This is a genomic window from Pseudomonas sp. 3HC3, from assembly GCF_044904505.1.
GTDB classification, from domain to species: domain Bacteria; phylum Pseudomonadota; class Gammaproteobacteria; order Pseudomonadales; family Pseudomonadaceae; genus Aquipseudomonas; species Aquipseudomonas putida_Y.
Genome location: NZ_JADDRH010000001.1, coordinates 127622 through 148838 on the forward strand (window position 1 = coordinate 127622; position 21217 = coordinate 148838).

General features: G+C 62.8%; 13 protein-coding genes. 6 read left to right on the forward strand and 7 right to left on the reverse strand.

What is annotated here, in order from left to right; translation table 11 throughout:
* Window positions 1-49 precede the first annotated feature (49 nt).
* Entirely contained in the window at window positions 50-1957 is a 1908-nt protein-coding gene (gene quiC / locus INQ47_RS00860; protein WP_252459962.1) for a 3-dehydroshikimate dehydratase QuiC, read from the forward strand.
* Window positions 1958-2022: 65 nt separating this feature from the next.
* Here the strand turns inward: quiC and INQ47_RS00865 are convergent, their stop codons facing one another.
* The 3 genes from INQ47_RS00865 to INQ47_RS00875 are packed head-to-tail and all read right to left on the reverse strand — an operon-like array spanning window position 2023 to window position 4936.
* Window positions 2023-2691, reverse strand: coding sequence for a class I SAM-dependent methyltransferase (locus INQ47_RS00865; RefSeq protein WP_404700800.1), 669 nt, complete (start codon window positions 2689-2691; stop codon window positions 2023-2025).
* Between the two features lie 11 nt (window positions 2692-2702).
* Window positions 2703-4055, reverse strand: coding sequence for a chromate efflux transporter (gene chrA / locus INQ47_RS00870; RefSeq protein WP_404700801.1), 1353 nt, complete (start codon window positions 4053-4055; stop codon window positions 2703-2705).
* A 17-nt stretch (window positions 4056-4072) separates the two neighbouring features.
* Window positions 4073-4936, reverse strand: coding sequence for a diguanylate cyclase domain-containing protein (locus INQ47_RS00875; protein ID WP_404700802.1), 864 nt, complete (start codon window positions 4934-4936; stop codon window positions 4073-4075).
* Window positions 4937-5190: 254 nt separating this feature from the next.
* On the opposite strand from INQ47_RS00875, the gene INQ47_RS00880 reads away from it, so the two are divergent.
* Window positions 5191-5676, forward strand: a complete 486-nt coding sequence (locus INQ47_RS00880) for an isochorismatase family protein (protein WP_252459956.1) — start codon at window positions 5191-5193, stop codon at window positions 5674-5676.
* A 26-nt stretch (window positions 5677-5702) separates the two neighbouring features.
* Here INQ47_RS00880 and INQ47_RS00885 read toward each other — a convergent pair whose 3' ends face one another.
* Both INQ47_RS00885 and INQ47_RS00890 read right to left on the reverse strand, forming a co-directional pair.
* A complete protein-coding gene (locus tag INQ47_RS00885) occupies window positions 5703-8474 on the reverse strand; it encodes an amino acid adenylation domain-containing protein (protein ID WP_404700803.1) in 2772 nt (923 codons plus the stop codon).
* 206 nt (window positions 8475-8680) lie between these two features.
* Window positions 8681-9379 carry a pirin family protein gene (locus INQ47_RS00890; RefSeq protein ID WP_404700804.1) on the reverse strand — a complete coding sequence of 233 codons (699 nt, stop codon included), beginning with the start codon at window positions 9377-9379 and terminating at the stop codon, window positions 8681-8683.
* A 186-nt stretch (window positions 9380-9565) separates the two neighbouring features.
* Here INQ47_RS00890 and INQ47_RS00895 point away from each other — a divergent pair, with 186 nt between their 5' ends.
* Window positions 9566-12070 (forward strand): UvrD-helicase domain-containing protein, encoded by a 2505-nt coding sequence (locus INQ47_RS00895; RefSeq protein WP_404700805.1) that lies wholly within the window; start codon window positions 9566-9568, stop codon window positions 12068-12070.
* Window positions 12071-12077: 7 nt separating this feature from the next.
* Here INQ47_RS00895 and INQ47_RS00900 read toward each other — a convergent pair whose 3' ends face one another.
* Complete coding sequence (locus INQ47_RS00900) at window positions 12078-16967, reverse strand: NEL-type E3 ubiquitin ligase domain-containing protein (protein ID WP_404700806.1); 4890 nt, start codon at window positions 16965-16967, stop codon at window positions 12078-12080.
* A gap of 182 nt (window positions 16968-17149) precedes the next feature.
* Here INQ47_RS00900 and INQ47_RS00905 point away from each other — a divergent pair, with 182 nt between their 5' ends.
* The 3 genes from INQ47_RS00905 to INQ47_RS00915 all read left to right on the forward strand — a co-directional run bounded on the left by INQ47_RS00905 (window position 17150) and on the right by INQ47_RS00915 (window position 20508).
* A complete protein-coding gene (locus INQ47_RS00905; protein ID WP_404700807.1) occupies window positions 17150-18076 on the forward strand; it encodes an alpha/beta fold hydrolase in 927 nt (308 codons plus the stop codon).
* Between the two features lie 75 nt (window positions 18077-18151).
* The gene (locus INQ47_RS00910; RefSeq protein ID WP_252459949.1) at window positions 18152-18571 is read left to right on the forward strand and encodes a VOC family protein; all 420 of its coding nucleotides are present in this window, start codon (window positions 18152-18154) and stop codon (window positions 18569-18571) included.
* Window positions 18572-18828: 257 nt separating this feature from the next.
* Window positions 18829-20508, forward strand: a complete 1680-nt coding sequence (locus INQ47_RS00915; protein WP_404700808.1) for an MFS transporter — start codon at window positions 18829-18831, stop codon at window positions 20506-20508.
* A gap of 120 nt (window positions 20509-20628) precedes the next feature.
* Here the strand turns inward: INQ47_RS00915 and INQ47_RS00920 are convergent, their stop codons facing one another.
* Complete coding sequence (locus INQ47_RS00920) at window positions 20629-21198, reverse strand: hypothetical protein (RefSeq protein WP_404700809.1); 570 nt, start codon at window positions 21196-21198, stop codon at window positions 20629-20631.
* Between the last annotated feature and the right edge of the window lie 19 nt (window positions 21199-21217).

Consider the following 21217-nt stretch of genomic DNA (forward strand, 5'->3'; position numbering starts at 1 on the left):
TGTTTGCCCGAATGGCACCGTATTCCTCCAACAACAAGGAACTCCCGCCATGCAGCGTTCGATCGCTACCGTGTCCTTGAGCGGCACTCTGCCGGAAAAGCTCGAAGCCATCGCCGCCGCCGGTTTTGACGGCGTCGAGATCTTCGAAAACGACCTGCTTTATTACGCTGGCAGCCCGCGCCAGGTACGCCAGATGTGCGCCGACCTGGGCATTGCCATCACCTTGTTCCAGCCGTTCCGCGACTTTGAAGGTTGCCGCCGTGACCGCCTGCAGAAAAACCTCGACCGCGCCGAACGCAAGTTTGACCTGATGCAGGAGCTGGGCACTGACCTGGTGCTGGTGTGCAGCAACGTCCAGGCCGACGCCCTGGGTGACGAGCAACTGTTGGTCGACGACCTGCGCCTGCTGGGCGAACATGCCGGCAAGCGCGGCCTGCGCATTGGTTACGAAGCGCTGGCCTGGGGCCGCCACGTCAACACATACCAGCAAGTGTGGAACCTGGTGCGCCAGGCCGACCACCCGGCACTCGGGGTGATCCTCGACAGCTTCCACACCTTGTCGCTCAAAGGTGACCCCAGCGCGATCCGCGACATCCCCGGCGACAAGATCTTCTTCGTGCAAATGGCCGATGCGCCGATCCTGGCCATGGATGTGCTGGAGTGGAGCCGTCACTTTCGCTGTTTCCCGGGGCAGGGCGAAATGGACATGGCCGGTTTCCTGGCGCCGATCCTCGCCACGGGTTACCGTGGCCCGCTGTCGCTGGAAATCTTCAATGACGGCTTCCGCGCCGCACCGACCCGGCAGAATGCTGCCGACGGCTTGCGTTCGCTGCTGTACCTTGAAGAGCAGACCCGCTTGCGCCTGGAGCAGGAAAACACGCCGATCGAACCTGGCGTACTGTTCACCCCGCCGCCGGCCAGCGCTTATGACGGCGTGGAGTTCCTGGAGTTCGCGGTCGACGAAGCCGTCGGCGCGCGCCTGGGCAACTGGTTGAAGCGCCTGGGCTTTGCCGAAGCCGGCAAGCACCGCAGCAAAGAAGTGCAACTGCTGCGCCAGGGTGATATCAACATTGTGCTGAACGCTGAACCGTACTCCTTCGGCCACAACTTCTTCGAGGCCCATGGCCCGTCGCTGTGCGCCACTGCGCTGCGGGTCAAGGACCAGCAAGCGGCCCTGAAGCGGGCCACCGCTTTCCGTGGCCAGCCGTTCCGCGGCCTGGTCGGCCCCAACGAATGCGAAGTGCCGGCCGTGCGTGCGCCCGATGGCAGCCTGCTGTACCTGGTAGAGCAGGGCACTGCCGGCCACACCCTGTACGACACCGACTTCAGCCTGGACAAGAACGCAGCCGCGACCGGCGGCCTGCGCCGCATCGACCACATGGCCCTGGCCCTGCCGGCCGAGTCGCTGGACAGCTGGGTGCTGTTCTACAAGAGTTTGTTCGACTTCGCTGCCGACGACGAAGTGGTGCTGCCCGACCCGTATGGCCTGGTCAAGAGTCGCGCGCTGCGCAGCCAGTGCGGCACCTTGCGCCTGCCGCTGAATATCTCGGAAAACCGCAACACCGCCATCGCCCATGCGCTTTCAAGCTACCGTGGTTCGGGCGTGCATCACATCGCCTTCGATTGTGACGACATCTTCCGCGAAGTGGCGCGGGCCAAGCTGGCAGGGGTGCCACTGCTGGAAATCCCGCTGAACTACTACGACGACCTGGCGGCGCGTTTCGATTTCGACGACGAGTTCCTCAGCGAACTGGCGTACTACAACGTGCTGTACGACCGCGATGCTCAAGGTGGCGAGCTGTTCCACGTCTATACCGAGCCGTTCGAGGAGCGTTTCTTCTTCGAGATCATCCAGCGCAAGGCAGGGTACGCCGGTTACGGCGCTGCCAACGTCGCGGTGCGCCTGGCAGCCATGGCCAAGGCCCGCAGCGGCGCAGCGCGCAAACCGGTGCTGTAGCCTGCCCCGGCCTGCCTTGTGGGGGCGGGGTGAACCCTGCTCCCACAGGATTATTACGGCCCGAATCAGTGACGCTCAGCCACCATCAACAACGACTGCGGCACCGCGCTTTGCGGGTGCTGCGGCTCCTGCAAACCGACCAGTCGCAATCCCGCCATGTCCAACGCATTCAGCCAACTGGTCAGGGTGCGGAAATACCAAGGCATCGGTTGCCAATCCCCGGCAAACCCGGCAAAAGACTCCTCTCGCCAGCCATCCTGATAGTCCCCACCGGCCACGCTCCACGGGTGCAGGGTCTGGATCTCCAGCGCACCGCCTGGCACCAGCAAAGCACGCATTGCCGATAACAGTTCAATGATGTCCTGGTGCAACAGCGCGAAGTTGGCGCAGATCAGGTCATAGTCCTTGCCAACATGCACCTTTGCCTCAGCCAACTGCGCATAGCTGGCCAGGTGTACCTCACCCGCGCCGGCAGCTCGCGCTGCATCAACCAGCGTTCTGTCGCCGTCGACGCCCACGGCCTCGATACCCCGGTCGGCCAGCGCGCGCAGCAGCCAGCCTTCACCGCAGCCCAGGTCGAGCACCCGTTCGGGCTGGCGGCCAAGGATGGCCAGCAGGATGGCCTGGTCAGTGACCTGGCGACGGCTCTCGATGGCGCCGTTGCGTACGGCGTCGATCCAGGCTTGGGCGTTATGCTGCCAACTCTCGAGCAAGGCGTCTTCAGGGTTGCGCATGATCGGCTCCATCAGCGGAAAAGGTGAAGGGCGAGCCCGGCAACGGCGCAGCCGATCAACACGTGTATCACCCCGCGCTTATAGCGGAACAGCGCCACAGCCGCCGCAAGCGCTATCGCAGCCGAGGACCAGTGGAACGCGCCATCGAACCCGGCCGGCCACAGCACGTGGTAGCCGAAGAACAGCGCGAGGTTGAGGATTACCCCCACCACCGCCGCAGTTATCCCGGTCAACGGGGCCGTGAATTTCAGTTCGTTGTGGGTCGACTCCACCAGCGGCCCTCCGGCGAGGATGAACAGGAACGAGGGCAGGAAGGTGAACCAGGTCACCAGGCTCGCTGCCACTGCGCCCGCGAGGAACGCTTGGTTGGCGCCGAACATCGGCTGCAGGTAGCCGCCGACGAAACCGACGAAGGCCACCACCATGATCAGCGGCCCGGGCGTGGTCTCGCCCAGCGCCAGGCCATCGATCATCTGCGTGGGCGACAGCCAGCCATAGTGGCCGACAGCCCCTTGATAGACATAGGGCAGCACCGCATAGGCACCGCCGAAGGTCAGCAGCGCCGCCTTGGTGAAGAACCAGCCCATTTGCGTCAGTGTGCCGTGCCAGCCAAAGGTCGCTATCAGCAGGCCCATGGGCAGAAGCCAAAGCGCCGCCACTGCCAGCAGCAAGGTCACCAGGCGGCCCCAACTGAAGCGGGCGTGCGCGGGGATCGGGGTATCGTCGTCGATCAGCGCCGGGCGCTGGCGGGTGCTGGCTGCGCTGTGCCCCCCACCGGGCGCGAACTGTGCCGGCAGCACCCGGCCGCCGACATACCCCAGCAGTGCTGCAGCCAGCACGATCAGCGGGAAGGGGACGTCAAGCGCGAAGATGGCCACGAACGAGGCCGCGGCAATGGCCCATAACCAGCCATTCTTTAGCGCCCGCGTGCCAATGCGGTGGGCGGCATGCACGACGATGGCGGTCACGGCCGGCTTGATCCCTGCGAAAATCCCGGCGACCACCGGTACTTCGCTCCAGGTCAGGTACACCCACGACAGGCCGATCAGAATGAACAGCGACGGGAGCACGAACAGAGCGCCGGCAATCACCCCGCCCCAGGTGCGGTGCATCAGCCAGCCGATGTAGGTGGCCAGTTGCTGGGCCTCGGGCCCGGGCAGCAACATGCAGTAGTTGAGGGCATGCAGGAAACGCCGCTCACTGATCCAGCGGCGCCGCTCCACCAGCTCCTGGTGCATGATCGCAATCTGCCCGGCCGGGCCGCCGAAACTGACGAAACCCAGCTTCAGCCAGAACAGCAATGCCTGGCCCAGGCCGACGGAGGCGGGTGTTTGCCCGGCAGTTGCTTGCAGGTGTTCAGCCATGCGGTGTGCCCTTGCTTTCAGCCCGTCGCAGCGCGTTGGCGCTTGATTCGGTACATGTGCCCGTCAGCATGGCGCAGTAACATGTCGGCATCGTTGCCGTCGTCCGGAAAGCGGGCCACGCCAATACTGCAGGACGGTGTATCGATGCCGGAAAACTCGGCGCCGAGCGGCTTGGCCATGACCGCGAGAATGTGCTGTACGTGCGTGGTAATGGCCTCCGGCGACGGGCAATCGGGCAACAGCACGGTGAATTCGTCACCGCCCATCCGCGCTACAGTGCCGGCTGCCCCCACGCAGCTTTCCAGGCGCCGGGCCAGTGTGCACAGTACCCGGTCACCCACGCTGTGGCCGTGGTTGTCGTTGATCTGCTTGAAGTCATTGATGTCGAGGAACAGCAAGGCCAGCTTGCGGTTATGACGCCGGGCCGTGGCCAGGGCGGTGTCCAGCCGTTCATTGAACATGGCGCGGTTGGCCAGCCGGGTCAGTGGGTCATGATGGGCGAGGAAGCGCAGTTCGTCTTCGGCCTCGCGCAGGGCGGTAACGTCCCGTGCCACGCCTATACGCGCCTGGGCCTCGTCGGACCAGCAGGCCGCCCACAGTATGTGCACCACGCTGCCATCCTTGCGAAGGTAACGGTTGCAAAAGTCGTAGTGCGGCTGGCCGTTCATCACCCGCATGATCGAGGCGCGCGTAGCCGGGAGGTCGTCAGGGTGCATGTAGCGGGTGATCGGCGTGCCGATCAGTTCGCAGGCCTCGTAGCCCAGCAGCGTCTTGCAGGCATCACTGACGAACACGATCTGGTTGTCCCTGTCGACCACGAATACCGTGTCCAGCATCAGGTGGATCAGCCTGGGGTACAACGCTTGCAGGTCTACGGGCATGGCTCAGGGTGTCCGCGGCAGGGTGACCGATCATAGCCTGAAGGAATACGTCGCAGCTACGGCAGCCTTCATGGCCAGGGTGCCGATTGTCGTCACAGTCCAGTGCCTTGCAGAAGCTACCTTGTGCTGCTCGCCAAGGTATTTGCCCAACTTGCGCCGGCATTGTCGTTGGGGGGGGGAGCAACGATTGGTGATCAAGGCCCGGCGCCACGCGTTATACTCCGCGCCATTTTGCATGATGGTCGGAGTACGCTATGCGACAGGTTTTGCTCATCGTCGATGTTCAGTCCACCTTCAGCCCGCCCGAGTGGCTGGTCGATGGTTTGCGCCGGTTGTCAGCGAACATTCCCACCATAGCCTCGGTCGAGTTGCATGATGAACAGGTCACGCCGTTCGAGCGCCAGCTCGGCTGGCACCCGGCGGCGGAGGACGAGAGCCTGGTCGAGGCCGACCAGGTGTTCGTCAAGCATGGCTATGGGCAAAGTGCCGAAGCTATCGACTACATCCGGCAACTGGGTGTAGAGCGGGTGCTGGTGTGTGGGTTGCAAACCGAAACCTGCGTGCTGGCCGCCGGTTTTGCCCTGTTCGACGCAGGGCTGATGCCCACGCTGGTGACAGACATGACAATAGGGTCATCGCTGGACCGCTCGGGCAAGCTGGGTACCGACCTGTGGAAGCACCACTTCCGCCAGGTCACCACCTCGGCCGAGGTGCTGGCCGAACTGGCCGGACAAGAGTAGTGCATGCGCTGGCGGCTCATCTTCGCTCAGGCAGAGGTGGCGCGTTCAGCTGGATCGGCTCCACGCGCCTGGTGCTGCTTGCGCCTGCGGGTAAACAGCAGGCGCAACAGGGTGTTCCAGCAATAGCTCACCAGTACCCCTCCAGCGAGTGCCAGGGCCACCTCGAACAACGGGTGCCTGAAAACATGCTCCGCCACCGACTCGAACTGGAAATGCGTCAAGTAAATATACAAGGTTGACGAAGCGATCACCGTACCCGCCCGTGCAACCAGGGCGGGCACTGGCACCGAGCGGAACCAGACAAGCGCCAGTATCGCTGGCAGGGCGATGTCGACATAGTGTGTCAAGGCTTGCCAGCCAACATGGGCAACCGCCATCAGGTCCAGCTCACCCACCACCAGCACGGCCACCGCACTGGCCACCCATTTGCGTGAGGTCGTGTCGGCATGGTGCACGGCCATGCCCAGCACCATCACCGCGAGGAAGTGCTGGGGTACCCGGTTGAGCAGGGCACTGGCATCGAATACGAACTGGTTGAGCAACACATCCAGCGCCACCAGTGCACAGGCAGCGATGATCAGCCAGCGAAACGGGTCGGCAAGCAGCACCTGGCGCACGCGCCTGATCGACAGCACCAGGCCAATGATCACGATCATCTGCACCAACACTTCGATGTACCAATAGTTGAACAGGCTGACCTCGCTGGCGGGGAACCAGTTGGAAACCAGCAGCAGCGATTGCCAGTGCAGGCGGTCGAATACCAGCTGGATCAATGCGGTGTACAACAGTGTTGGCACCACGATGGCTGCCAGTGACCTGAGCAGCGTGCGTGCATCACCGCGCGCTTCGATGGCCTTGAGCTGAAAGCGCGCCAGGGCGATGCCAGAGACCAGGAACAGCACCGAGGTTTCGCCGACGATCAGCCAGTGGTCGAACTCGCCCAGGTGGCCGACCACAATCAGGATGATGGCGAGCATGCGTATGAACACCGGCATTTCCATTACCCGCCACGTGCCCTTGGGCGGCGTACTCAGCTCGGCCAGCTGGCACACCGGCAGGGTTTCCCAACGTTCAGGCAGGTGGCCGATGAGCGCCTCGAGCACGCGCGAGGCCTGCACAAACGACAGCGAGTCGCCGCCCAGCTCGACAAAGCTCAACCTGGCGTCCAGGCGCGGCACCTGGAGGATGCGTGCCCAGGCTGTACTCAGCTTTTCGGCCAGGGGTGACAAGGGTAGGTTGATACTGTCGTCAAATGCAGCAGGCAGCGCGCGTTTGTCGACCTTGCCGTTGGGGGTGAGCGGCAAGGTATCAAGGAACACGAACAGCGCCGGCACCATGTAGTCAGGCAACAGGCCGGCGAGCGCCTGGCGCAGTTCGTCAGCTCGGGTGGGCTGCTGTGCGACGCAATAGGCAACCAGCCGGGTCGATGCACTGTCGTGGTTGGCCAGGACCACGCATTGCCCTATGTGCGGGTGACGGCAGATGGCGTTCTCGATTTCCGCCAGCTCGATGCGATGCCCACGGATTTTCACCTGGCTGTCAGCGCGCCCCAGAAAACTGGCGCTGCCATCGGCCAGGTAGGTGCCCAGATCGCCAGTGCGGTAACAGCGGTCGGCCGCGTCAGCGGTGAACGGGTTGGCGATGAATTTGGCTTCGGTCAGCCCTGGGTCGCCCCAGTAACCCCGCGACAGGTAGGGGCTGCGGATCAGGATTTCGCCTGTCTCGCCCTCGCTGACCAGCTGGTTGGCCGGGTTTATCACCAGCAATTGTGCATCGGCAATGCCTTTGCCCAGGGGCACCCGGGCATTGTCCATTTCCGGGTCGAGGGTGTGGAAAGCCATGGCCTGTGGGGTTTCGGTGGTGCCGTAGAAGTTCACATTGACGGCATTCGGTGCGATGGCGCGGACCTGCTGGTACTGCGTCGGGCTGAGTGCATCGCCACCCCAGAACAGGTAGCGCAGGTGGTCGAGAACCTGGCCGTTCAGGTGTGCGCCAGTTTCGATCAGCTTGCCCAGCGGCGGGGTGAGATGGATCACGCTCACACCGTGCTGGTGAAGCCAGCTGGCCAGCCGTGAGGGGGCGGTCAGGGTCGACTGGGCCGGGCAGGCAATGGTCGCGCCAAGCGACAGTGGCGTGAACACGTCGCGGTATACCGGGTCGTGGCCCAGGCCAGAAAGCAGCGAGAAGGTGTCGGCCTGGGTAAAGCCGTGCTGGCGCACATGCCAGTCGATGAAGTGCACCAGCGGTGCGTGGTGGGTGACGATGCCCTTGGGCTCGCCGGTGCTGCCCGAGGTGAAGGTGATGTAGGCCGGCTGCTCGGGGCTGACAGCGGGCAGCGCGACAGGTTGGCAAGGGAAGGCTTGCAGCGCTTCAGCGGGGGCTTCAGGCACCGTGACGACCATGGGTTGGCCGACGTCGACGGTTGCCTCGGCACAGCGCAGGACCACCGCAGGCTTCAGGGTGCTGACGATTTGCTCGATACGCGCGGCAGGGTAAGCGGCGTCAGCCACGGTGAAGGCCAGGCCGGCACGCAGGCAGCCGAGCATGGCGTACACCAGGGCGGCGCTGCGGTGGGTGACGATGACTACACGATCGGTGCCGCTGGCGGCGTTTTTAACCAGAAACGCGGCAATGCCCGCGCTGATCTGCTCCAGTTGGGAGTAGCTGCAGGTTGTGTGCTGGCCAATGATGGCAATGGCCGCCGGGCAGCGGCTGGCCTGCTTGATAAAAGCGTGGTGAATGGCTTGTTCGGCACGGTACTCCAGGCACAGCGTTGGATTCGGGCGCAGGTCCGGCATGATGATCGAGTGCTCCGCAGGAACGTTGGGCTGGCTGGTAGCACAACGCTAGTGCAGGCTGGCTGATGGCGCCAATGTTTGATGGCTGCCTTGCGATAGCCGGGGAGGTCCAGGGCCGCAAGCCAGCCCCCACAAAACCCTGCTGAACCGGGTTGTTCTATGGGGGCAGCCCTGCGCTGCTACATGGATTGTCGCAGGCCGGGTTATCAGGCCACATCCACAAGTACGATCTCGCTGTCCTCGATGGCGGTTACCCGCAGCACCGCTTCCTGCTCGATCGCCACGCCATCGCGCGCCTTGGCCCGCAGCCCGTTGACTTCTACCAGCCCCTTGGCCGGCACCAGGTAACCCCGGCGTGCGGCATCGAAGCGGTACTCGGCGGTTTCACCCGCCCGCAGGGTGGCAGCCACCAGGCGGGCATCGGTACGGATCTGCAGGCTGTCCTCGTCACCCGTGCGGCCGCTGGCCAGGGTCACGAAGCCTTCGCCGCGCTCGCCTTTGGGAAACGGCCGGCTACCCCACTGTGGTGCTTCACCGGTGCGCTCCGGCACGATCCAGATCTGGAAAATACGTGTGTCGATGTCTTCCAGGTTGTACTCGCTGTGCACGATGCCGGTACCGGCGCTCATCACCTGAACATCACCGGCTTCGGTGCGGCCCTTGTTGCCCAGGCTGTCCTGGTGGCTGATCGCGCCTTCACGCACATAAGTGATGATTTCCATGTCGCGGTGCGGGTGCGGGGGGAAGCCGCTGCCGGCCGCGATCAGGTCGTCGTTCCAAACCCGCAGGTTACCCCAGTGCATGCGTGCCGGGTCGTAGTACTCGGCAAACGAGAAATGGTGGTGGGCGTCGAGCCAGCCATGGTTAGCGTGGCCGAGGCTTTCGAAGGGTCGCAGTTGCAGCATGGTCGTGCTCCTTGAATCAGTGGAATGGCGCCATGATGCGCTAAAGAAACATCGAAAATAAGCGTAAATATCGGCTTAAAACAATCTATTTAGTAGATGTTATTTTTTGCTGCGCTTTATTCGCTTCATCGCCTAATCCACTGATCTGCAAGCATTCGCTGGCGATTTTTCGTCGATGCGGCGAACATGCCTGCTGTTTTGATTTTCAACGGAGTGACCGTGGCCCACGAGCAACCCCTGGCCCCCGCCGACCTTACCCCTCCTGCCCAGCTGCCCTGGTTTCGCCGCCTGGCCGCCCGCCTGTTGGGCCGTGGCCTGACCCGCCTGCAAGCCCAGCACCGCGACTCGTGGTTCCTCGGCCACGTTACAGGCCAGCGCACTGGCCATGCTGATGGCGTGCGTGAAGGGTTCGAGCGTGGTCGGGTGGAGGGCTATGAGGCTGGGCGCCAGGTGCTGGTGATCCGCGATACGCGCCCCGACAGCGCCGCCGTGCCAGGCCAGGATGACAACTTGTTCGACGACTGGCGCCTGCCGTTGACGGCCGAGTTGAAAAAGCGCTTCAAGGCCGATGTCGCCCAGCGCCTGCCTGCCGAAGCCCAGCCCAGCCCCGCGCAATGGAAGCTGATCTTCAGTGACACCCCGTCTACCTGCGTTGTGGCAGGCGCCGGGGCAGGCAAGTCCACGTCACTGGTGCTGCGCATCCTGCTGCTGCGTCATTACCTGGGTTACGAGCTGGATGCGATGACCGTGGTCACCTTCACCCGCGAATCGCGCAAGGACTTCATCAAGCGCCTGCTCCAGGTGTTCGCCCTGTGGCAGATCAACCTGCAGCCTGTGCAGGCCCGCGAGCTGGTCCGCACGTTCCATTCGCGCATCCTGCCGCTGGTGCGCAGCCTGCCGGGCTTCGGCCAGGTGCGTGCATTTGAAACACTGGGCCACGAGATGCCTGCCGGGCGTGAGGCCGAGGCCGACAGCAACCCGTTCGACCTGCGCCTGAACGATGCCCAGCGCCAGCAACTGAACCAGTGCTACAGCAGCTTGCTGGGCGAGAGCTCGCGTTTTGCCGAGCTGGTCGGCCAGTTGCGCAGCGAAGCCTTGCAACTGAAGCCGCTGGACCCGAACAACCCTGATGTGCAGAAGCGCGCACAGGTGACCCAATTGGCCGCCCAGCGCGACGAAGAACTGTGCGACGTGATCGAGGACCTGTGGTTCGCCGCTGGCGTCTGGCCGATCAAGGGCATCGAGCCCTGCCGCGAAACGGTCGACATCCGTGGCAGCCGCTTTTATGTGCATGGCCGCCTGGAAGGCCAGGGGCCTTTGGTGGTGCTGGGTTTCGATCCCGCACAAAGTGCGCAGTACCAGCGCCCCGGCGCCAAGCTGACGGTGCGTGCCGAGTGGGCGGTCAAGCGCACGCTGCTGCAGGCGTTCTGCGACAGGCCGCTGATCTGGCTCGACAACTACGCCATGGCCAGGCGCCTGGCGGCATCGTTGGCGGGCGATGCTGTGGCCGGCCCTGGCTTTGAGTACAAGGTCAAGGGTGAACTGGCCCCGGCGCCGCTGCTGGATGCGTTCGTCAGTGCGGCCAATTTCATCGAAAACCTTGGCTTGGAGGTGAACAAAGCAGTGGCGGCGATGAGCTTCCCGTCTGGCGATAGCGATGCACTGTTCTTCGAGGCCCTGGCACTTTACTGGAAAGCCCTGGAAGCGCACCTGCTGGACCAGTCGCCACCGGTGATGAGCTACAACCGCATGTTCGCCCTGTTTGGCGAGAACAACCCGGAAAACCTGCACCTGCTGCCCGATCCGTTGCTGCGGCCGCTGGCGCACCTGATGATCGACGAGTTCCAGGACGTGTCGCCGCAGATCGTCAGCTGGTTGCGTGCCAGCCTTGCTGAAATACGGCGCCGCGGCCCGGCCATGCACACCGGGCGCCATGCCCAGCATTCGTCGTTGCTGTGCGTGGGTGACGACTGGCAATCGATCTACGGCTGGCGTGGCAGTTCGCCCAAGTATTTCATGGAGTTCACCAAGGCATTCCCGTCGCCGGCCAACACGCGGGTGATGCTGGTCGACAACTACCGATGCCAGCAGCAGGTGATCGATGCGGCCGAACACCTGGTCAAGGGCACCCCGGCGATTGCCGGCAAGAAAGCGCGCGCCAGTGGCCCGGCGGCCGAGTTGCCCGGCTCGCCGGTCAAGGTGTTCGACCGTGACGAGGCTGCTTTGGGCGAAACGCTTGTCGAGCACTACCAGCGGGGAGAGACGGTCATGATGCTGTACCGCAAAGGCAGTGACCGGGCGTTGATGAACGAGCACCTGCAAAGCGTGTTGCACGCCGACGCGGCGCTACCGGCCGAGCAGCGCCGGCTGCGTCAGCTGACCTATCACAGTGCCAAGGGTTTGCAGGCCGATGCGGTGTTCATGCTGGGTGACTGCCAGTACCTGACCAGCTCTCCCTACAAGAACCAGGTATACCGCCAGGCCGGGCTGGGCAAGGCAGGTGATACCCAACCGTTCGATTCGGCACAGAAGGACGAAGTGCAGCGCTTGGCCTACGTGGCGGTGACCCGTGCAGTGCGGCACTGCTATTGGCATGTGGAGGCCGCCAGCGGTGACGCCGCAGCGGCTCCAAGGGCGTCCAGCCAGGTGGATGGCAAGCAGGCCTTCTTCGAAGACCTGCGCGGGCAGTGAGTGGGGTTTAGCGGCCGATTGTTTGCGTCTGGCGGGTGAGACTGGTCAGCAGACCCGTTTCAACCTGCTGCTGCTCGGCAGTCAGCGCGTCCACGCCCTGGCGATACTGCTGCTCGTTGATCACGACGCGACGCAGAACGCCTTGAGCATCAACAGGGCTTTCAGGCATGACCGTGGCCAAGGCTCGGAGCACAGAGCTGTCCAGGGACGTCACCGGGTCGGCGGTTTCATCCAGGCAGTAATAGAGATAATCAAGGCCCGGCCGCCAAAAGTCGGTGATCAGGCTGAACTGTGCCGCATGCTCTCGTTTCAAGTACTCGACCCAGCCCGGCTGCTGGGTCAACCATTGCTCCCGAGCGATGGCATCCCTGTCCAGGGAAAGGACCGCAGCTTTCACCATTTCGATGATTGTGTCGTTGATTCTGGCCGTATTGCGGTACAGCATGCCTCGGCTCGGCTCAGGGTAGTCCAGCGCGCTGGCCAACGACTGGCGCAAGGCCAAGCGTACCTCGACATCGTCCACCAGCCCCGTTTGAAGTTCGCAGTCTGGAAAGGCTGAGGGGTCGTCGAGCTCATCATATGGGGGGAGGTTTTCATCGAAGACCCCGTCGAGCAGCGCCTGTTTGCGCAAGGATCTTCTCCAGCTGATGCGGTCGGCCAGTTGATTGACCTGACTGCGTCGATACAACTTGCCATACAGGCTCAGTAGATCAGCCGCTCGACTACCGGCGACGGCTGCCGCTTCGTGGGCCAGCACTTCTATCTCCAGGGCACTGAACGCGTCGGCACCTGCGTCGCCACAGGTTGGCGGGAAGTCGCCGGCCACGGTGGCGAGGCGTTCACGCAGGGCGGTGTCGTGGGCCGCGTCATCCAACAGCTTCCAGACGCGTGCCCTCAGGGCCTCGGCATCACGCTGCGCTTCGGCCGATTGGGCAAGGCGTTCGAGTACCCCCAGCAGCGCTGCGTTTTCACCTTGGTCGAACAGGTCGCTCCACAGTTGCTCCTCGGCACTGCTCGCCTCGCCACGGAAAATGCCTTGCCACAGTGGCACGTCTTCTGCGTGCTCGAATACGTTGACGCCGCTGCTGCTCAGGCGTGCACGTGTCTGGGCTTCCAGGGTGTTGTAGTTGAACAGCCAGCGGCGCTCCGGCAAGTGCGCGGCGACATCGCGGGCAAAAGGGGTACGCAGCACGCCAGGCAAGTCTGGCAGGGTACGAATGCGGTTGGACGAAAGGTTCAGATAGCGCAGTTGGTACTGGGGCTGGCTCATCAGGACTGTCAGGCTGTCGGGCCATTGCTGCAGTTCGCAACGCTCAAGTTCCAGGTGGACAAGACGCGCCATGAAGCGCAGGTCGGGCGCCAGTCGCAGTGGGTTGCCTGACAGGTGCAGTACAGTGGGGTGGATCATGTCCTGAAACTGGGCGGCAAGGCTTTCGTCGAGGGTGATTTGATTGTGGCCCAGGCCGAGGGCATCAAGGGGCAAGCGCGTCAGGAAGCCCAAACTGGTGGTATCGAGTTGCAGCCGGTTGCGGCTGAGCCACAGTAGCCGCAGGCCGGGCATTGCCCCGATGGCCTGTTGGGCGGTGGGTGAAAGGGTGGTCAAGCCATTGTCTGTCAGGCCCAGTTCGCGTAGCCGCGGTGCAGACCTGAGCGCCTCGAACAATGTTTCGGCATCGATGTCCGGGTTGCCGACGATTTCCAGGGTTTCCAGGTTAGGGAAGTTTGCCAGGAAGCTGCCCTCCAGGTGCCGCATCTGCAGCCCCTCGAGCCTGAGATTGCGGATATGCGGCATGCGTGCATTGAAAGCGGGTAGCGCTTCGAGTTGCATACGGTCCAGTACCAGTGTTTCGGCTTGCACGCCGCCTTCACGGCGCGAAGCACTCATCAGTCGCTCGGTGCATTGCTGGCGATCAAAGCGCTCTTCAAGGGTGCGGGCGGTGCTTACCCAGCGGTTGAGATCCCGGTTGAGGGTACGCTGCTCGACTTCCAGCTGGTTGATGGCGCTACCCAGGTCGCCTCCTCGAGCCAGTTCGGCTTGCAGCCCACTGATTTGCTCGCTGCTTAGTTCAGGGTAGAGCGCCCGGAGCCGACGTGCAGCCGGCAAGGCTCGTCCTTGCAGGCCACGACCGCTCAGGGGATAGCCCAGTTGGCCGTTGGCCAACCGCAAAGGGGAGCGGAATCTGGGGTTGATGGGTTGCTGGCCGAGCAGTGAGGCGCAGTGCTGGCGATCACCAAGGGCGAGTTGCAGTAACCGGGCCGGGTCAGCCTGCGGGTGCGCGGCTTGCAGCGCCTGTTTGATGCGTAGGCTGTCGTCGTTGGCCAGGCTGTGCCTGAACAGGCCGAGGAGGGCGCGGTCAAGCCGCGCTCGAGCTTGCAGAAGGCGTGCTTCCTCGGCAATGCGCAGCGGCACCCGTCCGGTTGTCAGGCGTTCCCGTTCAGCGTTGCTGATGTTGGCAAGCAATTCTTCAAGCGCGCTGTCCGGCAGCCCGGGAAACTGCCGGGCGAGGGTTTGTGCGATTGGCGGGCGTGTGGGACGGCGTCTTTGGTGCAGGCTCTCGAACAGCGCCTTGCGATGCTGTTCCAGGTGTTGCGCGAGCTTGTTGTTCAGTGCGGACGCTCGGTGCTCGGTTGGTGTGTCACCGAGCAACTGCTCAATGGCTTCTTCATCCATCTGATCCAGCACGGTCTGGCTCAACTGGCCATTGTCCAGGTCGGTTCGGGTAACTTCGATTTCCACCTGGCCCAGCGTGTCAGGAGGGCCGTAGCGCACCGATTCGCCCCAGGGTTCTGGCCCTTGGTAAACCTTCAGCACCTTCCCCTCGGGCCACCCCGGCAGGCGCAGCAACTCAGGCAAGGCAAAGTTCTTGTACGCAGCCAGCGGCAACCCATGGCGTACACAGTTGATGATCTGTTGTGTCTGATTGTCCAGTTGCAACCGCTGCAGCGTGTCGAGCAACAAGGCGGGTGGACGCAGGCCCGCCGCCTGGGCACGGCGCAGTACGTCTGGATCTGTACCGGTACTGCGCATGGCATGGTCCAGTTCGCTGTCGTCCAGGCCTGCGCCATGGCTGCCGAGGCGGCGCGCGAGCTGTACACGGTCCCATTCCAGAGGCTGTTCATGGGCCAGTTGCCAGCGGGCATCACCATGATGCAGCAAACGTGGGGCATAGGCCTGCGCATCCTCGGGGTGGCGCACGCGCCACTGCTGATCAGCGTCCTGAAACACCTCGTACAGGGTCCCATCCAGCTTCAGGTAGGTCTTCCCGTCGACGTGCACATGGCCGAGCAAATCGGGTTGAGCCCCCTCAGGAATAGCCACCGTGCTCGCATAGGGTTTCATGTCGGGGTGCCAAAGCACTTCCTTGTCTTCATGCCATACACTCTTCAAAGCATCTACAAAGCCAGAGGCCTGGACAACCCTGGCGCCCGCTGCAAAGCCGGCAATCACCCCCGCGTTGATGGCCAACGATTCCAGCTGTGCCAGTGCCTGACGGGTATCTCCTTCTTCCCAGGCCTCGAACCCGGTGAAAACCGAGCTCATCAGGTCGTAAGCAAAAACGCCTAGCATGACCGTGTTCAGCCCCGGCACGAAGAACGCGGCGACATTCAGCACGTTCATCCCCAGGTCGAACCAGTACTTCAGACGCTCGTGGCGGGCGTTGGCGTCGACTTCGGCGGTAGGCACGGCAATGGTTTTTGCGTCGGCCTTCATGCGCGCAAGGTGTGCGTTGTACAAGGTCGTCCAAGGGTCGATTCTGATTGGCGAGAGCGTGAAAGGGATCACTGGCATGATTCGGGGTTTGCGTATGCCCGCTTCATCCTCTTCGAACAGCGCGATCTCCAGCTTTCCGGCGAGTTCTTTTTGCCTGTCCTTGTAGGCGAAATGCACCAAGGCTCGACGAAACTCGCTTTGCAATAGCCGACTGCGCAGGTGCTTGCCCGCTTCCTGACGAGAAGCGAACTCCCTTATCGGGTGCTCGCTGTCGCCAGGGATATGCATGATGCAGGGGTTCTGGCGGTAAGGGTTGTCTGGCCCAATGAACAGTACTTCGTGGACGGGGACATCGAAGAGGTTGAAGTTCCAGCAATGCAACGCCTCGTTTTCATAGGTGGGGTGAGGGCTGCCGTCGCACAGTTGCGCAAGCGCATCGAGCCCGGCCTTGCTCAGCAGGCCTTTGAGCTTGGCGATCAATGCCTGGACCCTCAACGTCTCACGGTTCGCTGCAATCGACAGGCGCTGGATCTCAGCGCGATTGGCGCCTTCATGGGTTGCAAGCAGATGGTCTTGATAGCGTTTGCCAAGGTCCAGCGCCCGACAATGCCTGACGAAGTCCGCCATCGTCAGGCCTGCCAGCGGCGTGTCGCTGCCTGCGGCGTTGGTGAGCCTGCTGTAGGGGCCGACTTCGTCCAGCCCCTCGAAGTTGTGCAGGGCAGCCTCCAGCAAGCTGCGTGTTTGCGGCTGGCCTACCGGGCGAGTAGCCAGCACATCCGCTTCCACGTCCGGGACCAAAGGTGTTTCCACATCGGGAACGCCGACCCAGATGTTGGCCTCTGACTCAAAGGGCTGGAAGACATATTGCGCCCTGTCTACGGGCACATTCACCTTCAACCGCTCGGTCAGCAGAGGGCTGCAGAACGCAATGATGTCCTTGAACTCGCCCAGCGCCTGTTTGACCTGCGCCAGCCGTTTGTTGCGCGTCTGCAACGCGTTGTGCAATTGCTCACGCGTTGGCTCATCGGCAGTGGCATACCACGAGTAAGGGGTGCCATCGTCATCCAGAAATTCCTTGTGCAGGCCCTGCACCACCTTGCGCGTATGCCTGGGATGGAGCGCCTTGCTCCAGTTCGGTAATGATCGTGTTATCTGGCTTTGATGTAACGGTGTCGGGGTTGTCATGGTAACCATCTCTTTTGTGGGGGAGACAGTCCACGCTGATCAAGGCGTCGGTGTGCGGTAGATAGTTGTTTGGCAGCGGTCGGTCCTGCACATGTGCGGGTCGGTGAGGGGCTGGCGGCGAGGGAGGATCTGCGAGAGGGTGGGGCAGGTCATGGTGCAGGCCTCAGCCAAGGAGAATTGCAATGCGTTCGCTGTGCAGCCCGAAAGACCACCTGCTAGACCTCGATGGTATTGAAATAGCGGTCCGTACCTGGGGGGAAGAAGACGGTATTCCCATATTGGCCTTGCATGGCTGGCTGGATAATGCGGCCTCATTCGAGCGGCTGGCACCGATGCTGGACGGCTGCTTCGTGGTGGCCCCCGACTTGATCGGCCATGGCCGTTCTGGCCATCGTCGCCACGACAGTGGCTATTACCTGTGGGAGCATGCCGAAGACATGCTGGCGGTGACCGACAGCCTGGGCCTGGCGCAATTTCATGTGCTGGCCCATGGTATGGGCACCGGTATAGCGTCGCTGCTGGCGGCCATGACCAGTGGCATTGCCAGCATGACCTTCCTCGACGGCATGGGTGCACCGTTCACGGTTGCCGAGGATGACCGCGTGCAGCACCTGGCGCGGGCCTACCGGCTCAAGCGCATGGTACAGCGCAGCCAGTTGCCGGGTTTTGCCGAGCCCGATGTCGGTCGCTTCGACGATCTGGACACCGCCCTGGCGCAACGCCGCGAGCGGCTGGACACCGAACTGTCGGAAGATGCCGCTCGGCTGCTGGCGCTGCGCGACCTGCTTCAACTGGGCGATGGTTATTGCTGGCGCCACGACCCGCGGCTGGTGTTGCCCGAGCCCATGCCACTGACCGAGCGCGAAGCCTGCGACCTGCTCAGCCAGATCCGCTGCCCGTTGTACCTGCTGTTCGGCCGCCAGGGGGCGTTCACCGGCGAGTCCTTTACACGGCGTCAGGCCGCCTTGCCCAGCCAGGCGAAAGTCTCCTGGCACCCAGGCGGACATCACTTCCACCTGGATGCGCCAGACCGGGCGCTGGTCGACCAACTGCTGCGTATCCTGACGCGCCATGAAGGGGGCGTACTGCAACGTTTGGTGAACGAGTAGCTGATTCTGGTCACGTCGCGTGAACCTGCGCTATGGTGGCGAACGATTTTGCAAACACGCCACAAGGAGCCCGGCATGCGACCGTTCACCATCAAGCACATCGACCACCTTGTGTTGCGGGTCCGTGACCTGCCGCGCAGTGTTGCCTTTTACACCGAGCTGCTCGGCTGCTCGGTCAGCCGCGTGCGCGAAGACTTGGGCATGGTGCATTTGGCCACGGGCGCGGCGATGATCGACCTGGTGACCCTGGATGGCCCGTTGGGGCAGCCAGGTGGGGCGGCGCCGGGGGTGGAGGGGCGCAACCTGCACCATTTCTGCCTGCGCATCGAGCCGTTCGACGAGGCCGCATTGACTGCCTATCTGGAAGCCGCCGGGGTAAAGGTGGAGCCTGCAGAGAAGCGTTATGGTGCCGAAGGCGAGGGGCTTTCGCTTTACTGCTATGACCCGGATGGTAATCAGGTCGAGTTGAAGGGGCCGGTAGTGCTTGGCGGGTGAAACCGCCCTCGCCAGAATCGCCAACCAGATATCGCGCAACACCCGGTCCTGCCGTGTCGTCCAGGCCGCCTTCGTGTGCAGGACCTGGCGGGTGGATATCCAGGCAATCCCGATTATGCTTCATTTACCTTGCTGCGATCCGAGGCGGCCCGCCTCGTCGTGCTTCGCGCAAACAAAGCAAGCTCAAGGGCCTGGGTGCGACGGTGAAGTGGTTGTGGGGTGCTCCGGCCTGCATGACAACATGACGGAGGCAACCCATGGCGGTTCTCGACAGCGCATCCACGGGCAGCAGCGCGCCCCAACGCGGCATCACCAAGGAGGAGCGCAAGGTCATCTTCGCCTCGTCCCTGGGCACGGTGTTCGAATGGTACGACTTCTACCTGTACGGCTCCCTGGCGGCAATCATCGCCAGGCATTTCTTTGCAGGCGTCAATGAAACCACCTCGTTCATCTTTGCCTTGCTGGCCTTTGCCGCCGGCTTTGCCGTCCGGCCGTTCGGCGCCATCGTGTTCGGCCGACTGGGCGACATGATCGGACGCAAGCACACCTTCCTCATCACCATCGTCATCATGGGCCTGTCTACGGCATTGGTGGGCCTGTTACCAAGCTACAGTGTGATCGGCGTAGCTGCGCCGATCATCCTGATCACCTTGCGTTTGCTGCAGGGCCTGGCCTTGGGTGGCGAATACGGCGGCGCGGCCACGTATGTGGCTGAACATGCACCCAAGGGCCGACGCGGCTTTTTCACCGCCTGGATCCAGACCACTGCCACGTTGGGGCTGTTTCTGTCTTTGCTGGTGATCATGGCATGCCGCACGGCCATGGGGACGGAAGTGTTCGAAGCCTGGGGCTGGAGGGTGCCGTTCCTGCTGTCGATCCTGTTGCTGGCGATTTCGGTGTACATCCGCATGCAGCTCAACGAGTCGCCGGTGTTCATGAAGATGAAGGCCGAAGGCAAAGCATCCAAGGCCCCGCTGACTGAGTCGTTTGCCCGCTGGGACAACCTCAAGGTGGTGATCATGTCGCTGCTCGGTGGTACCGCCGGCCAGGCCGTGGTGTGGTACACGGGTCAGTTCTACGCGTTGTTCTTCCTGTTGCAGATGCTCAAGATCGATCCACAGACCGCCAACCTGCTGATTGCCGGCTCGCTACTGATCGGCACGCCGTTCTTCATCATTTTCGGTAGCCTGTCCGACCGGATTGGCCGCAAGAAGATCATCATGGCCGGCTGCATCATCGCCGCGCTGACCTACTTCCCGATCTTCAAGGCCCTGACCGAGTACGGCAACCCGGATGTGTTCGTTGCCCAGGAGCAGAACCCGGTAGTGGTGGTGGCCGACCCAGATCAGTGCGCATTTCAGTTCGACCCGGTGGGCAAGGCCAAATTCACCACCTCCTGCGACATTGCCAAGAGCCTGCTGGCCAAGCGCGCCATTCCCTATACCAACGAAGCGGCTGAACCCGGCAGCGTGGCGCAGATCCGCATAGGTGAGCGAGTACTGCCGAGTTTTGACGGCAGCAGCCTGGCAGCGGCGGACTTCAAGGTGCAGAGCGAAGCGTTTACCGCAGCCTTGAGTGGTGCGTTGAAAGAGGCGGGCTACCCGGAAAAGGCCGACCCGGCGAAGATCCACTACCCGATGGTGCTGTTGCTGCTGACCATTCTGGTGATCTACGTGACCATGGTCTACGGCCCGATTGCCGCCTGGCTGGTGGAGCTGTTCCCGGCGCGTATCCGCTACACCTCGATGTCGCTGCCTTACCACATCGGTAATGGCTGGTTCGGCGGCTTCCTGCCGACCGTGGCGTTTGCCATGGTGGCAGCTACCGGGGATATCTATTACGGCTTGTGGTACCCGGTCGTGATTGCCCTGATGACGGCGGTGCTGGGGATCTTCTTCCTGCCTGAGACCAAGGATCGGGATATCAATCACACCTGAAGGTTGAGTTTGCCTGTGCTGGCCCCTTCGCGGGTGAACCCGCTCCTACACAGCTTTCGAGGCCTGTGCAGTATCTGTAGGAGCGGGTTCACCCGCGAAGAGGCCAGAACAGGCGATCAATCAGTCGAAGTAGCCACGTAGCCCGAATGCATACCCGGTATCCACAGCTGTCGCCTCACCCCGGTTCCAGCGCTTCTTCAACACGAACTCGAACGCCGGCTCGTACAACCCGTCGCGCACCAGTGCGCCCGCCAGCACCTCCACGTCGTACCAGCCATTGTCCAGTTCGATGATCGGCCGCCCTGTCACCTGGTAACGCGCCATCAGGTCACCCAGGGTCTTGGGCGTGAAGTGCTGCAGGATGCGCCAGGTGTACAGCATCAGCGCACCGTGCTCGACCCGCAGTACATAGCCATTGCGCCGGTGCTTCAGACGGCTGCCGGCCTCGCGCAGGGCCGGAGTGTGGTTATCGAGGGTGAACAGGATGCGGTAGGGCAGGTTGTCGACACCGGCCAGCGGCAGCACGACACCTTCGCGCACAGCCTGGTCGCCGCTGTCACCGTGGGTGAACGCACGGGCCAGGTCGTCGGGCAGTTGATGGTCTTGCTTGAAGCGCTCGAGCAACTGGATATCGCCGAGCAGAAAGTAGTCGACCAGGTCGTTGAGCACTTCGCTGAATTCGTGGCGCATCTTTTTTCCTTGTGGGTGC

What these genes read in the sequence shown, in the direction of transcription:
- quiC (WP_252459962.1), top strand. Translation starts at nt 50, where the DNA reads ATGCAGCGTTCGATCGCTACCGTGTCCTTGAGCGGCACTCTGCCGGAA.
- INQ47_RS00865 (WP_404700800.1), bottom strand. Translation starts at nt 2,691, where the DNA reads ATGCGCAACCCTGAAGACGCCTTGCTCGAGAGTTGGCAGCATAACGCC.
- chrA (WP_404700801.1), bottom strand. Translation starts at nt 4,055, where the DNA reads ATGGCTGAACACCTGCAAGCAACTGCCGGGCAAACACCCGCCTCCGTC.
- INQ47_RS00875 (WP_404700802.1), bottom strand. Translation starts at nt 4,936, where the DNA reads ATGCCCGTAGACCTGCAAGCGTTGTACCCCAGGCTGATCCACCTGATG.
- INQ47_RS00880 (WP_252459956.1), top strand. Translation starts at nt 5,191, where the DNA reads ATGCGACAGGTTTTGCTCATCGTCGATGTTCAGTCCACCTTCAGCCCG.
- INQ47_RS00885 (WP_404700803.1), bottom strand. Translation starts at nt 8,474, where the DNA reads ATGCCGGACCTGCGCCCGAATCCAACGCTGTGCCTGGAGTACCGTGCC.
- INQ47_RS00890 (WP_404700804.1), bottom strand. Translation starts at nt 9,379, where the DNA reads ATGCTGCAACTGCGACCCTTCGAAAGCCTCGGCCACGCTAACCATGGC.
- INQ47_RS00895 (WP_404700805.1), top strand. Translation starts at nt 9,566, where the DNA reads ATGCCTGCTGTTTTGATTTTCAACGGAGTGACCGTGGCCCACGAGCAA.
- INQ47_RS00900 (WP_404700806.1), bottom strand. Translation starts at nt 16,967, where the DNA reads ATGACAACCCCGACACCGTTACATCAAAGCCAGATAACACGATCATTA.
- INQ47_RS00905 (WP_404700807.1), top strand. Translation starts at nt 17,150, where the DNA reads ATGCGTTCGCTGTGCAGCCCGAAAGACCACCTGCTAGACCTCGATGGT.
- INQ47_RS00910 (WP_252459949.1), top strand. Translation starts at nt 18,152, where the DNA reads ATGCGACCGTTCACCATCAAGCACATCGACCACCTTGTGTTGCGGGTC.
- INQ47_RS00915 (WP_404700808.1), top strand. Translation starts at nt 18,829, where the DNA reads ATGGCGGTTCTCGACAGCGCATCCACGGGCAGCAGCGCGCCCCAACGC.
- INQ47_RS00920 (WP_404700809.1), bottom strand. Translation starts at nt 21,198, where the DNA reads ATGCGCCACGAATTCAGCGAAGTGCTCAACGACCTGGTCGACTACTTT.